This window comes from Myxococcus guangdongensis, from assembly GCF_024198255.1.
Taxonomy (GTDB): domain Bacteria; phylum Myxococcota; class Myxococcia; order Myxococcales; family Myxococcaceae; genus Myxococcus; species Myxococcus guangdongensis.
This window is the reverse complement of sequence record NZ_JAJVKW010000006.1, coordinates 322,583-335,878: the sequence shown is the minus strand read 5'-3', so window position 1 is coordinate 335,878 and position 13,296 is coordinate 322,583. Positions and strand designations below refer to the sequence as shown.

Sequence of the window (13,296 nt, the reverse complement as noted above, 5' to 3'; positions counted from 1 at the left end):
TCTCAGTCCCGAACGGGCTCGCGAACAGGCGCGGTGGCCAATCGCCAGAGCAACACGGGCAGGCCGATGACGGGGCGCAGGAAGAAGTGGCGGCGCTGCTTCGGGGTCAACACGCGACGCAGGAAGAAGTGCAGCCGCAGCTGCTGATACCAGGGCAGCGCGGGCGCCAGGTGGTGGGACAGGTGACAGGGTTGGCCCCAGGGCCCGCCCCCGAGCAAGAGCCCCCAGAACCCCAGCCCCAGCTCCCGCGTCCCGTTCACCCGGTCCAGGGGCATGAACAGGTGCTCGGTGCTCTCGCGGAGTCGGTCCAGCACGAAGCTGAGCCAGCTGCCGACGAGGAACAGCGCCACGCCGGTGAAGAGCCAGCCATGCAGCCACGTCGCCAGCGCCGCGCAGAGCACCAGGTACACGTTGGTCAACAGCACGGAGAGCCGTCGGCTCCGCGTGTGCTCCTGCGGACGCCAGGGGAAGTAGTCCGAGTGGCTGAGCATCGGCGCCAGCGGCAGCAGGCTGCCCAGCAGTCGGCGCGGCCGGACGTGGTGCGTGAAGGAGCCGTCCTCCGACGTCCCCAGGCTCCGGTGGTGGCTCGCGTGCGCCTCCGCGTAGTGCTCCGGGTCCGCGAGGAAGAGCCGGCAGGCGTTGTTCGCGAGCCCCCTCAGCACGCGCCCCACCCGTCCCCTGCCCACGATGAGGAGGTCATGCGCGGCGCCCTCGTGGACGCTGAGCGTGACGATGCCGCAGACCAGGAAGCCGTGCACCGCGCCTGCGACCAGGCCCGCGAGGATGACGCCCCACACGGTCGACAGGGACCACGGCAACACGAAGGGCAACCCCGTCAACGACAGGACGTCCGCAGCGAACAGGGACAACAGGAGCAGCACGTTGACGGTGTCATGCAGCACGGGATGCGCGCGGAACCACACCAGGGAGTCGCGGGCCCTGCCACGGATGGCTTCGAGCTGCGCGTCGGTGAGCGCGGGAAAGTCTTCGAGCGCGAGCCTCGCATGCGCGGACGCGCGCCGCAGGTCATCTGGATGGAGATTCATGGAGTCGAGAGCGGCTGGGAACAGGCGCTGGAGGTGCCATCAAGATGTCTTTGATTGCGCCGCCGCTCAACTCGCTTGGGTGCTCACATTCGCGCGCCCGAGGGAGAAGTGGCCTCGGGAGCGTGCTTTTCGGACCTACTGCTCATATTTGCGTCGAGGCGCCGCGGCCTTCCTCGGCGGGTGTCCGAGCCGCGCGGGTGACGGGCTCAGATAGCCAAGCACCAGCACACACAGCTCCTCGGGGAACGCGTCGTTCGTGAGGTAGTCGGGCCGGTCCACGCCGGCGGCGTGACAGAGCGCCTCCAGCGTGTGGACGATGATGAAGACCGCCATGTCCAGCTCTCGCGGACGGATTTCCTCCAGCCGCGCCGCCAGGAACACGCGCACCAGCCGGAACAGCTGCTGCTCGAAGGTGTCCACGTGCCCCAGCGGGCGCAGCACCGGCAGGAGCGCATACCGCAGCGAGTCCAGCTGGGGGTGCAGCCGCTTGAGCGTGAGGATGTGGTGGATGATGGAGGGCACCGCGACGCTCAGCGGGGCCGGCGCGAGCTCTTTGAGTCCCGCGTCGAACTCCGTCAGCCAGCGCGAGCCGTGGTGCTCCAACACCGCGAGCACCAGCCCCTCCTTGTTCGGATAGTACTGGTAGAGCGAGCCGATGCTGACGCCGGCCTCCTCGGCGATGCGGTTGGTGCTCGTCGCCTCGTAGCCGTCACGGACGAGCAGCCGCGCCGCGGCGGTGAGGATGGCGTCACACGTCGCCTGGGCCCGCTGCTGACGAGGCTGCTTGCGACGCGAAGGGGAGGGACTGCGCGGCATCACGACTCCTCGAGCTGGAGCCGAACCATTCCAAGGAGTGCCACTCGCGGTCCACCCCTCGGAGTGCGGGTGGGCTATCTTCCCCACCCGTCCGGGTCACCCATCGACCCTGCTTGGGGGCAACGTGGCGCGCATCAGTCGGTCCAGATTGGTCGGCATCATCACGGTCGGGTTCCTCGTCATCACCTTCACGGCGGTGTCCATCGGCTACTTCGGCAGCGGGACGGTGCACCTGCTCACGGTGGGCAACGGCGCCGTGGAGCTGGTCGTGGACGACGTCACCCTCGAGCCGAAGAGCCACGTCCAGGACCACCTCGTCTTCGACGTCAGCCGGGGCCAGCACAAGGTGAAGCTGACGGATGTCCTCTCGGGCACCGTCACGCACTACACCCTGGAGATGCCCCACGGCTTCGCCAGGCTGCTGCTGCCCACGCGCGAGGACCAGTGCTTCCTGCGCTTCGACATGAAGAACGCCGCGTACGGGCGCCCGGATGATCTAATCAAGAACCATGGGCCGCGGGTGGAGGAGCGCTACGAGACGCGCAGCGAGCCCATCAAGCTTCCCACCCAGACGTACCTCACCTTCAAGGAGCTCCCCGAGCGCGTCAAGGCGTCCGACCAGGTGTTCCTCTTGCGTGACGTGCCCTGTGACTTCGCGAGCGAGGGCACCAACCCGGCCCTCACCACCCTCATCCTGCACGAGCGCGCCGATGAGCTGTTCACCGACCCGGACACGCTGCTCAATGACGAATTCAAACCCACGGCGGAGGAGTAGCCTCACCCGCCCCCAGGTCTGAGTTCACCAATGACTCACTTGCGGCACGCCAAGCCTGCCCTCTATACGCAGGATTAGCGGACTTTTCCGCGAAATCCAAACACGAGGCTTTGGCGTGAGCATGCGAAGAAACCCCGGACCCAGGTCCGCAGCGGGCATGAAGTGGTGTACCAGGCTGTCCCTCGCCGGAGTGCTGGCCCTCACCGGCTGCGCGGAGACGTCGCCCCAGGCCGCCGCGGAGGGCGAGCCCCTCGGCGAGGCGGTCCTGGCCGCGAACGGCGAGTGCCAGGTGCAGCCCCCGTTCGACCCGAACTTCGAGCCGGAGCTCGAGTGGGCGTGGAGCTCCAGCACCGTCCTGCCGACGCACGTGCAGGTGATGATGTCCCCCATCGTGGTGGACGTGAACGCGGACGGGGTCCCCGACGTCGTCTTCAGCAGCTTCGCGGGCAGCAACTACACCACCAACGGCGTGCTGCGCGCGCTCGACGGCGCCACGGGTGCCGAGCTGTGGACGGTGACGGACCCGACCTTGCGCGTGCGCGGCGCCGGCAGCATCGCGGGCGGCGACATCGACGGGGACGGGCTGGTGGAGATCTGCGCCATCCCGGAGAACGGCCTGGGCCTGCTGTGCTTCGAGAACACGGGCGCGCTCAAGTTCCGGACGAGCATCTCCCAGAACAGCTGGGGTGGCCCCTCGTTCGCGGACCTGGACGGCGACGGCACGGTGGAGATCCTCAACGGCCAGACGGTGTTCAGCAACACCGGCGTGGTGAAGTGGACGGGGACGGACACGCTGGGCGGCCCCCAGGGCCCCATCTCCTTCGCGGCGGACATCGACGGGGACGGCCTCCAGGAGGTCATCAACGGCCGGTCCATCTATCGCCATGACGGCACGCTCAAGTGCCGCAACACCTCGATTGGCAACGGGCTCGCCGGCGTCGCCAACTTCGACGCGGACTCGCATGGCGAGGTCGTCGTGGTCAGCGGCGGCAACGTGTCGCTCATGGACGACGACTGCACCCTGCTGTGGAGCACGGCGATTCCCGGCGGCGGCAGCGGCGGCGCGCCCAACATCGCGGACTTCGACGCGGACGGCAGCCCGGAAATCGGCGTGGCGGGCGCCAGCCGCTATGCCGTCTTCGAAACCAACGGCACCATCAAGTGGTCCAGCGTCACCCAGGACAACAGCTCCAACGTGACGGGCTCGTCCACCTTCGACTTCGAGGGTGACGGCCGCGCGGAGGTCGTCTACGGCGACGAGCGCCGCCTGCGCATCTACGACGGGGAGACGGGCGCGGTGCGCTTCGACGTGGTCCACGCGTCCGGCACCACGTACGAGAACCCGCTCATCGTCGACGTGGACGCGGACGACAACGCCGAAATCGTCGTCGCCTCGAACAACTACGCGTTCTCCGGCCCCACGGGCATCCGCGTGTTCCGCGACCGCAAGGACGGCTGGGTGAACACGCGCCGCATCTGGAACCAGCACGCGTACTCCGTCACCAACGTCAACGACGACGGCACCATCCCCGCACACCCCGTGGAGAACTGGCGCACGCCTGGCCTCAACACGTTCCGCGCCAACAGCCAGGGCACCGGCTCCACCAGCCCCTACGCCGCGGCGGACCTCATCGCCGGCGAGGTGACGTCCTCGTGCGACAGGACCACGGGCACCCTGAGCCTGCACGCGCGCGTCACCAACCAGGGTGACGCCGCCGCCTCCTCGGGCATGCGCGTGGCCTTCTACAATGGCAACCCCACCTCCGGCGGCGCCCTGCTGGGCGTGGCCACCCTCCCCACGGTGCTCGCCGCGGGCAGCAGCGCGGTGGTGAGCGTGGCGCTCGCCACCCCTCCCGGTGGCACCTCCGTCGTCTGGGTCCGGGCGGACGACGACGGCACCGGCGTGGGCCGCGAGACGGAGTGCATCGAGACCAACAACGCGGGCAGCGGACCGGTGAGCCTCGCCTGCTCCACCAACGTGCCCCCCGTGGCGCTGTGCCGCGACGTGTCCGTCGACGCCAGCCCCACCACCTGTCAGGCCCCGGCCAGCGTGGACAACGGCAGCCATGACCCGGACCACCAGCCCGGTCCCTTCTCCGTGTCCCAGTCGCCCGCGGGTCCGTTCGGCCCGGGCTCGCACGCCGTCACGCTGACGGTCTCCGACGGCCAGTCCACCGACACGTGCACCGCCACCGTCACCGTGGTGGACGTCACGCCGCCGGTCATCACCTGCCCCGCCGAGCGCATCGTCCAGGCGACCAGCCCCGCCGGCGCGTACGTCACGCCCGCCCCGGCCACCGTCGCCGACGCGTGCGGCGCCCAGGTCAGCGGCCCCGCCGCCGGCACCTATCCGCGCGGCACGACGCCCGTGACGTACACGGCCACGGACGCGGCGGGCCACAGCGCCTCCTGCACCACCGCCATCCACGTGGTGGACGCTTCGGCCACCCCGCCCAACCTCATCATGTGCGACGTGCCGCGCTACACCTCGGCCGCGCAGGTGAAGGCGTGCGGTTGGGCCACCACCAGCGCGGGCGGCGCGCCCATCAGCGTGGTGCTGCTCTCCATCAACGGGGGCGCCCCCATCCGCCTCACCCCCGACGCGGGCGGCGGCCACGTCGTCGAGTGGCTGAGCCTGGCCGAGGGCCACTACACCCTGACGCTCACCGTCATCGCCACCGACGGCGCCTTCGCCACCCAGAGCCGCCAGGTGACGGTGGACCGCACCGCCCCGCTGCTGCGCGTCGTCGCCCCTGACGTCACCCAGCCGCAGCCGCGCACGGTGAACGTCGTCACCGAGGTGACGGACCTCTCCCCGGTCCACGTGACGGCCAACTGGGTCAGCGCCGCCGACGTCGGCGCGGGGACGAACCTGGCGACCACGCCGGTGACGTTCTCCGGCCCCGGCTCGCACGTCGTCCTGCTGCGCGCCACGGACGCCGCGGGCAACACGTCCGAGCAGGTCATCACCGTGCTCGCCCAGTAGCACGCACCGGAAGCCACCTTCCGCGGGCCAGCACGCGCCGCGGAAGGTGTCCCGGCGTCATTGCTCCGTCGGCTGCACCAGCGCCTCCTGTCCGCCTGGGACAGGGTGGGCCTCGAGCGCCGTGTAGACCTCGAACCAGGACTGATAAGCGCGCCAGGTCGGGTCCTTCTGCTCCAGGAGCGTGCGCCGCGCCCCCGCCATCCGCTGGGACACGTCGAAGGGCAGCTTCGTGCGCCCATCCGACTGCAGCTGCGCCGCGAACCAGAGCACATCCAGCTGCCCGGCATCGACCGGGGCATGCGTGCGGGCCACCAGCGCGTCCGCGTGCTCCAGCGCCATCCCCAACCAGCGGGCGGCGTGGGCCGGGTCCTGACGGTCCACCGCGTTCTCGGCCAGCCGCAGCTCCGCGAGCGTCACCGAGCGGATGTCCTCGTCGCGGTCCAGCTCGTCGAACTGCTCCAGGAACAGCGCGCGGCGCGTCTGCAGCGCCTGGGCCGCGGCCTCCAGCTGTCCCAGGCGCGTGTGCGCGTTCGCGCGCAGCCCCGCGGCGATGAGGCGATAGGAGCGGTGGACGTGCGCGGGCGAGGAGTGCGCCCACTTCAGCGCGGACCGCACGGCCGGGGTCGCCAGGTCCTTCTCCACGCGCGCCAGGTCCTCGAGCGTCCGCGCCGGCTTGCCCGCGCCCAGCGCCGCGGCGCAGCGGGCCAGCCGCATCACCAGGCGGTTGCGCAGGCCCTCCTCGTCGGAAGGCTGGGCCTCGACCAGCGCAAGGCCCTGGTCGTACAGCTCCAGCGCGCGCTCGAAGTGGCCCGCGGCCAGGTGGTAGAGCGCGGCGCGGTCCAAGGCCAGCGGGAGGAAGCGGGCCTGCTTCTCCGTGGCGCGCACCATCGCCAGCGCCGCGTCCGCCGCCTTCGCCGCGTCCTCCTCGCGCCCCACGTGCAACAGCGCCCGCGCGCGCGCCAGCGACACGGCCAGCCCCGCCCCGTTGTCCATGTACGGCAGCTTGTCACGCTGCTCCAGGTAGCCCAGCGCGATGTGGTAGTTGCCCACCTGGGTGTGCAACATGCCCAGCGCGCCGAGAATCATCGCCTTGTAGCGCACGTTGTTGCGCACCAGGTCCAGCGCCACCAGGTAATACCGGTTGGCGCGCTCGGCGGCGGCCGGGTTCTTCCCGCGCAGGAAGTCCTCGTGCTGGATGGCGCCATACAGGACCTGCACCGCGCGCTGGTTCTTGAGCTCCGGCCACGCCGCGCGCAGCTGGGCCACCGCGTCCTTCACCGCCTGCGCGTGCGCCTGGTCATCCAGCTTGGGCAGCTTGCGCGCCAGCAGGTACGCCTTCACGAAGCGCCGCAGCGGCTCCACCATCTTCTCGGACGTGGTGGTCATCTCCTTCTCCACCGCGTCGTGGCTCATGCCGGCGCGCAGGCGCAGGTTCATGGACTCGACGGCGCTCTCCAGCGAGCCCGTGCGCTTCGTCACCAGGTCGAAGTCCGCGCGGGCGTCATCCAGGCGTTGCCGCGCCAGCCGGCGGTACGCGCGGCCCATCAGCGCGCGGCGGAACAGCCGCTCCGCCCGACGCCGGTCCTCGGTGCCCGCGGGCGCGTCGTCCACGTAGACGCTCGCCAGGGCCTCCATCACGCCGTCCGCGCCGAGGCTCGCCGCGCGCTCGACGACCTCCTGGACCAGGACCCGCCGGCGCAGCGGGTCCGTCTGCCGACGGTAGAACGCGAGCAGGGCCTCGCGGATGGCGCGCGGCGTGCGCTCCGCCCGCAGGGCGTTGATGTGCTGCCCCAGCTCCAGGGCGAACGCGTGCGCGGAGCCCTCCGGCGCGCGGGCGAGGGCCTCGGCGAGGAGGGTCTCCGCCTCCGCGTAGGGGCGGCCCCGATACAGGGCGCGGACCGCGGCGGTCGCGAAGTCGAGCTGGTCGTCCGCCTTGAAGATCTTGTGCACGGAGAGCCGGCGGCCGACGTCCACCAGCGCCATCCGGTCATCGAGCTTGCGGTACAGCGCGTCCGCCCGCTCGTAGTAGGCGTCCAGCACCGCGCGCGGCGTGGTGTCCGTCACCTGCGCCGACTCCAGCTCCTGGCGCGCCAGCGTGAAGTCCCCGGCCGCGTCCGCCAGCTCGCTGCGCACCACGTGCTGGAAGACGGCCGTGGCGGGGCTGGGCGCGTTGGCGGGCTCCAACGCGGCCATGCGCTGCTTCTCCGCCTCGCTCAGCTCCTCCACCATGCGGCCCCGCTCGCGCTCCTTCATCGCGCGTCGGTGGTCGATGAGGACGCGCAGCGGCCCCTCCAACCCCAGGGTGGCCGGGTCGCTCACCGCGCCCATGTGCTCGGCGTAGAACTCCGCCGCGCCGAAGTCCTCGAACGCCAGGTGCAGCATGGACAGCCGCATCATCAACAAGCGGCGCGGCCGGGGACGCTCCTCGAGCAGCAGCCGGTGGCGGTAGAGCAGCAGCTGGTCCGCGCGCCGCCCCACCATCTTCAGCTCCTCGTTGAGCCGGGGGACATCCCAGGCCGAGGGCACCTGTCCATCCAGGGGGAGCTGGTACACGTCCAGCGATTGTGAGCGCGAGCACGTCGCCAGCAGCGACTCCGCCGCGGGCGCCGGGTACTGGCAGTTCCACGACGCGCCGGTGAGCTGGTCCGGGCTGGAGGCGGCGGCCAGCGCGGGCGCGTCGTCACGCTCCGGCGAGAACGGCGCGCGGAACAGCACCCCGCTGTCGCTCGCGTCGATGGCGCCGTCCGCGTTGGAGTCGGTGAAGAACTGCACCACGTACAGGAAGCGGCCGTCGCGCGAGAACACCGGCTGGCCGCTCTGCCCCGGCAGGTCCAGCGCGAGCTTCACGGGCTTCGCGCCGGGGACATCCAGCCGGAGCGCCTCCAGGTGGGGCGCGGCGCGCGCGGCGAAGCCCGGGCCCACCTGCTTCACGGAGCGCTCGACGGGCACGTACACCAACCAGCGCCCATCCGGGGAGAGCGTGGGGCTGGTGAGGTTGCGCTCGAGCAGCGGGCTCGCGCTCCAGGCGCCGCCGGGCCGGACGCGCGACAGCTTGAGGTCGCCCTGGATGGTGGCCCGGCTCACCAGCGCGATGCTCGCGGAGTCGATCCACTCCGCCTGCAGCGCGTTGGCCTCCTCGGTGAGGCAGCGGCGCTCCTCGCCGCCGGGCAGGGCCCGGATGCAGAGCTGACCACCGGCCTGGTCCCGGAAGGAGATGTAGAGCAGGTGCTTGCCGTCGGGGCTGATGCGCGGCCACGTCACGTCCGCGCCTTCATCGAAGAGGCGGCGCTCGCGGCCCTTCTCCAAATCCTGTACGTAGATTTCGGTCGCGATGTTGCGATTGGACGCGAAGATGAGCGTGTTCCCGTCCGGCGACAGCTGCCCCAGGAACTGGTCTCCCACGCCCACGGTGAGCCGCGAGGGCGTGCGCAGCCCTCCGTCGTTCTCGTCATCCTGGGCCCAGGCGCCTCGCGCGAGCAGCGCGGCCAGCAGCAGGACCCGCCTGTCCCTGGACGTCAGCACTGCTTCTCCCCCCAGGTGCCGTCCGCCGCCTCCACCTGCCCGCCGCAGACCACGCCCTCCGCGTGCACCTTGTGCCAGCTCTGGCGCAGCGCCTCCTCCGACGCGTCGGGGCGCTGGGTGCGCATCCACTTCCACAGCTGCAACCGCGAGCGGTTCACCCGCTCCACCAGCGCCACGTCATCGGCCGTCAGGCGTCCAGCCCGGCACCGGCGCCGGCTCTCCACCAGCAGCCCGTCCTTCCCCTCGCCCACGCAGTGACGCCTGAGCAGCTCGTCCACGCGGTCCGCCTGCGTCTTGCCCAGGTTCTCCACCAGCGGCGTGGGCTGGATGCCCAGCTCCTCCAGCTGGTTGGGCGTGAGCGGCACCGGCGTCGGGTTCATGCCCGCGCGCGCCAGCCGCTGCTCCACGTCCTTGAACGAGCCCGAGGCCTGCTCCTCGAGCGCCGTGGCGCGGTCGACCATGACGATCTCCGGAGCGCTGATGCACCCGGGGGCGACGAGGGCGGCCCACAGCAACAACGCGCGGGTCTTCATGGCAAGGCCTCCGTCAGCGTCATCGACTTGATGAGCTGGTCGACGATGGGGCCCATGGGGATGCCCCGGATTTCGTTGATGCTGATGAGCTTCGCCAGCCCGCCCATGGTGATTCGCAGGCTGCCGAAGCCGTGGTTGAAGCTCACCCGCACGTGGTCCGGATACCCGAGCGTCAGGGCATAGCGGACGCGGTTGGTCGCCGGGTCGATGTGACGCGGGTCTTCCAGGTCGAGCAGGTCCAACAGGTGTCGGTTGCCGATGCGCAGAATCTCCGCGCGGCCGTTGATGCTGCGGTCCTTCGCGGAGATGACCACGGCGGCGTTGCCGTCGAAGGGCTCACCCCGGGACGACTGCACGCCGGTGGCGCGCACGCGGGCCTCCAGCTTGGAGTCCTTGCCCTGCCAGTCGAGCAACCACTGTCCGGTGATGCGCCCGCCGCGAACCCCCATCTCCAGCTGCGTCATCGAGACCACGTGCTGGTCGATGGACAGGTTGCCCGCCAGGGGCGCGATGGAGACGAACGGCGTGGTGATGCTGTTCGCGGACACATAGCCGCTGCGCGACAGCAGCGGGTGCTGGTCGGCGAAGCGGAGCATCGGGTACGGGTTGACGTCGATGTCGCTCGACAGCCGCACCTGCCCGTCGGTGAAGAGCACGTCCTCGGAGAGGGGTACGTTGCCATCGAGCGCCTCGACGGCGAAGTTCGCCTCGGGCATCCGCGCGTGGACGTTCTGCAGGAGCAGGTTCGCGCGCATCCTGAAGAGCGTGAGGTCGGGCGAGGCCACGCGGAAGTCGACCTTGACGTGGCCGCTGCTCTCGAGGACGCCGGGCCGCGCGAGCTTCGACAAGTCCTGGGACAGCTCCCCGCGAAGCCCCAGCCTCCGCCGCTCCTCGCCCAGGTCGAGCCGCCCCTTGATGCTCAGCTCGGTGTTCGTCCCGCCGTTCGTCACCTTCAGCTCCGGGACGTGGATGACGCCCGTGGGCTTGCGGCGGGCGGTGAAGGCCCACGCCAGGTCCTGCACCGGATAGGGCAGCGGCGGGTTCTGCTCGACGGAGCGCACCTTCAGCCGCTGCGTCACCTCGATGTCCTCCACCTCCAGCTTGTCGGTGAAGGTGGCGGTGGTGTCGCTGGAGAGGTCGGCGAGGGACAGGCGGCTGTCGGCCATCCCGACGGTGAGCTTCTCCACCGTCATGTCGCTGTGAATCGTGCGCTGGGGGCCGTCGACGCGCGAGTCGACCGCCCAGCGCAACCCGGGGAGGTTCACCGTCAGCGCATCCTGGCGCCAGCGGAAGCCCTGCACGTCCACCACCGCCTTGCCCGCGAAGCTGCCCGTCCGCAGCGGCTCCGGAGAGAATCGGGGCAGTCCCTCCGGGGTGAGCCCGGTGACGACGCCGAGCAGCGTGCCATTCACATCCAGCTTCACGCCCAGCCGCGACGCGTTCAGCTCCTTGGGCACCTGGGCCAGCGCCAGCAGCGGCGCCAGCGTGCCGAGCGGCGGGAGGTCCGCCTTCACGTCTCCCTGAAGCGCGCGCGTCTTGCGCTCGTACGCCAGCGCGACATCGACGGTGGCCTTCACGCCCTCCTGGCTGGTGACGCCCACCTTGACCGACGGCTTGCGCCGGTCCAGGTCCACCTTGAAAGTGTGGCGCTGCGGGCCTCCGTCGGTCTCCCCCACGCGCAGCCCGTCCACGCGCAGCTCCACCTCGCCCTGGTGGCGCCACGCATCGCCCTTCGACTGCGCGACGACGGTGACGTTGCCGGCCGAGATGTCATCCCAGCCCGGTCGCTGCACACGCACCTCGGTGCGATGGTCCACGCGGGGCGCGGCGGAGAAGAGCGCCGTCGCCTTGCCCTGCGAGGACACCCCCACGCCCAGCTGCGTCCAGGGGATGCGCGCGGCGACCTCGTTGGGGATGAAGGGCTGGGCCGCGACCAGGTCCGGGGTCTCGAAGGAGAGCGTGTACGCCACGTCCTCGGCGCCCTTGGTGGCGTCCAGCGTCGCATGCATCGCGCCGACGTCCAGCACCAGTCGCCCCCGGGCCCGGGTGAGGCGCGGCTCGTCCACGTGGGGGAACACCTGCGACGCATCGAGCTTCACGTGCACGGGGCCCTTGAGTACCTCCAGGCCCTCCGCCGTGACGACCTCGAGCGCGCCCACGGGCACGTCCGCGCGCAGCGAGAAGGGCGGCGCTCCCGCGAGCGGCGCCTGGAGCTGGAAGCCCAGCCGTTGAGCCTTCGCGCGGAAGCCCGGGAGCTTCACGTCCACGGCCTCCACCAGACCGGACAGCGCCGCGTCCCCCGCCACCTGGAGCGGCGAGGACGGCTCGGGCCGCAGCTGATGGCCCTTCAGCTCCCCCTGCGCCTTCGGCACCCGCACCGTGGCGGGCCCGTCGACCTCCAGCCTCTGGAGCGCGAACGTCAGCAGCGCGGACAATCCCTGTCGTGCGTCTGGCGTGGCCGCCAGCGAGAGCCGTCCATCGCCGAGCGCCACCACGAGCCCGTCCTGGGCCAGGCGCAGCGACGCGAGCTCGACGTCCAGCCCGAGCTTGCCCTCGGCGCCCAGCATCGGAACCGCGCCCAGGGTGACGTCTCGCGCGTCCAGGTGCACCTTTCCGCGCTCGAGCGTGAACGGACGCCAGTCCTCCGGCAGCACCCGCAGCAGCTTCGAGAGGTCCACGTCCGCCAGGGCGCGCGTCACGACGGGAGCGACGTTCGCGTCATCTGGCAGCACCAGCTCGGCGTGGAGCTCGGCGCTGTCCGTCACACCGGTGCGCTCCAGCTCGAGGAGCGTGCGGCGCGCCTGCGCGTCGAACCGCGCCGACACCGCGCCATGCAGCAACGAGCGCACCGAGAACCGTGGGTCGAAGGTCTGCCGCGCGACGTCCAGGTCCACCCGCGCGCGAGCGGCCGTGGCCCCCGCTTCCACCGCGAGCGCCAGCTCAAGCTCCGCGCGCGCCGCAGGGGCCAGGGTGCCCTCGCGGCGCACCTCCAACGGCAGCGGCGCGCCCGCCTGGCCCAGGTTCGCGAAGAGCTTCCAGGCGCCGTCCTGCTGCTTCACCTCGGCGCCCAGTCCGAGCCCACTCAGCGACCAGCGGTCGACCACCTCGCCGTGCCGCACGCGAAAGTAGGCCAGCGACACTCCCGACACGTCCACGCGCGCGACAGGGAGCGCGGACGCGAGCAACGAGGCGAGCTGCTGGGAGAGCCCGAGCGAGGGCTCCTCGGGGACGGGCTCGGGAGAGGGAGGTCCGGTCAGCGCCGAGAGGGACGTGGGCCCCGCGTCGTCGGCCACCAGCGCCACCGTCACCTCTCTCACCGCCACGTGCTCGACGAGCGTGCCGTCGCTCATGAGCGAGCCGGGCGACCACTTCGCCTCCAGCGTGCCCACGCGCAGGAGCTCGGGCGCGAAGCGTTGGAAGGGAGCGGGTGTGCGCACCACCAGGCCCTCCAACCGCAGGCCCGACAACAGCGACACCTGGGTGGTCTGGTAGTCCACCTGGATGCCCGTGGCCGACTCCACTTGCGAGACGACGTGCGACTTCAGCCAGGGGCGGTCGAGGTTGTGCACGACGACCAGCGCCACGACGAGCACCAGCGCGACGGGCACGACGAGACTC

The 13,296-nt window shown here is 71.1% G+C and carries 7 protein-coding genes; 2 read left to right on the top strand and 5 right to left on the bottom strand.

Annotation, left to right across the window (positions count from 1 at the left end; all coding sequences use genetic code 11):
• Nucleotides 1-2: 2 nt before the first annotated feature.
• Nucleotides 3-1,046: a fatty acid desaturase gene (locus tag LXT21_RS20800; RefSeq protein WP_254039886.1), complete on the bottom strand. Its 1,044-nt coding sequence runs from the start codon at nt 1,044-1,046 to the stop codon at nt 3-5.
• Between the two features lie 135 nt (nt 1,047-1,181).
• Nucleotides 1,182-1,862 carry a TetR/AcrR family transcriptional regulator gene (locus LXT21_RS20795; RefSeq protein WP_254039885.1) on the bottom strand — a complete coding sequence of 227 codons (681 nt, stop codon included), beginning with the start codon at nt 1,860-1,862 and terminating at the stop codon, nt 1,182-1,184.
• A 148-nt stretch (nt 1,863-2,010) separates the two neighbouring features.
• Here LXT21_RS20795 and LXT21_RS20790 point away from each other — a divergent pair, with 148 nt between their 5' ends.
• Nucleotides 2,011-2,637 (top strand): hypothetical protein, encoded by a 627-nt coding sequence (locus LXT21_RS20790; protein WP_254039884.1) that lies wholly within the window; start codon nt 2,011-2,013, stop codon nt 2,635-2,637.
• Nucleotides 2,638-2,794: 157 nt separating this feature from the next.
• Nucleotides 2,795-5,623, top strand: a complete 2,829-nt coding sequence (locus LXT21_RS20785; protein ID WP_254039883.1) for an FG-GAP-like repeat-containing protein — start codon at nt 2,795-2,797, stop codon at nt 5,621-5,623.
• A gap of 57 nt (nt 5,624-5,680) precedes the next feature.
• On the opposite strand, the gene LXT21_RS20780 is transcribed toward LXT21_RS20785, so the two are convergent.
• Genes LXT21_RS20780 through LXT21_RS20770 form a run of 3 tightly spaced genes read right to left on the bottom strand, consistent with a single transcriptional unit; the run spans nt 5,681 to nt 13,286 of the window.
• Nucleotides 5,681-9,145: a hypothetical protein gene (locus LXT21_RS20780; protein WP_254039882.1), complete on the bottom strand. Its 3,465-nt coding sequence runs from the start codon at nt 9,143-9,145 to the stop codon at nt 5,681-5,683.
• On the bottom strand, nt 9,139-9,678 hold the full coding sequence (locus tag LXT21_RS20775) for a DUF1318 domain-containing protein (protein WP_254039881.1): 540 nt from the start codon (nt 9,676-9,678) through the stop codon (nt 9,139-9,141). The genes LXT21_RS20780 and LXT21_RS20775 overlap by 7 nt, the downstream gene beginning before the upstream one ends.
• On the bottom strand, nt 9,675-13,286 hold the full coding sequence (locus tag LXT21_RS20770; RefSeq protein WP_323394748.1) for a hypothetical protein: 3,612 nt from the start codon (nt 13,284-13,286) through the stop codon (nt 9,675-9,677). Before LXT21_RS20770 ends, LXT21_RS20775 begins: the two co-directional genes overlap by 4 nt.
• Between the last annotated feature and the right edge of the window lie 10 nt (nt 13,287-13,296).

What these genes read in the sequence shown, in the direction of transcription:
- LXT21_RS20800 (WP_254039886.1), bottom strand. Translation starts at nt 1,046, where the DNA reads ATGAATCTCCATCCAGATGACCTGCGGCGCGCGTCCGCGCATGCGAGG.
- LXT21_RS20795 (WP_254039885.1), bottom strand. Translation starts at nt 1,862, where the DNA reads ATGCCGCGCAGTCCCTCCCCTTCGCGTCGCAAGCAGCCTCGTCAGCAG.
- LXT21_RS20775 (WP_254039881.1), bottom strand. Translation starts at nt 9,678, where the DNA reads ATGAAGACCCGCGCGTTGTTGCTGTGGGCCGCCCTCGTCGCCCCCGGG.
- LXT21_RS20785 (WP_254039883.1), top strand. Translation starts at nt 2,795, where the DNA reads ATGAAGTGGTGTACCAGGCTGTCCCTCGCCGGAGTGCTGGCCCTCACC.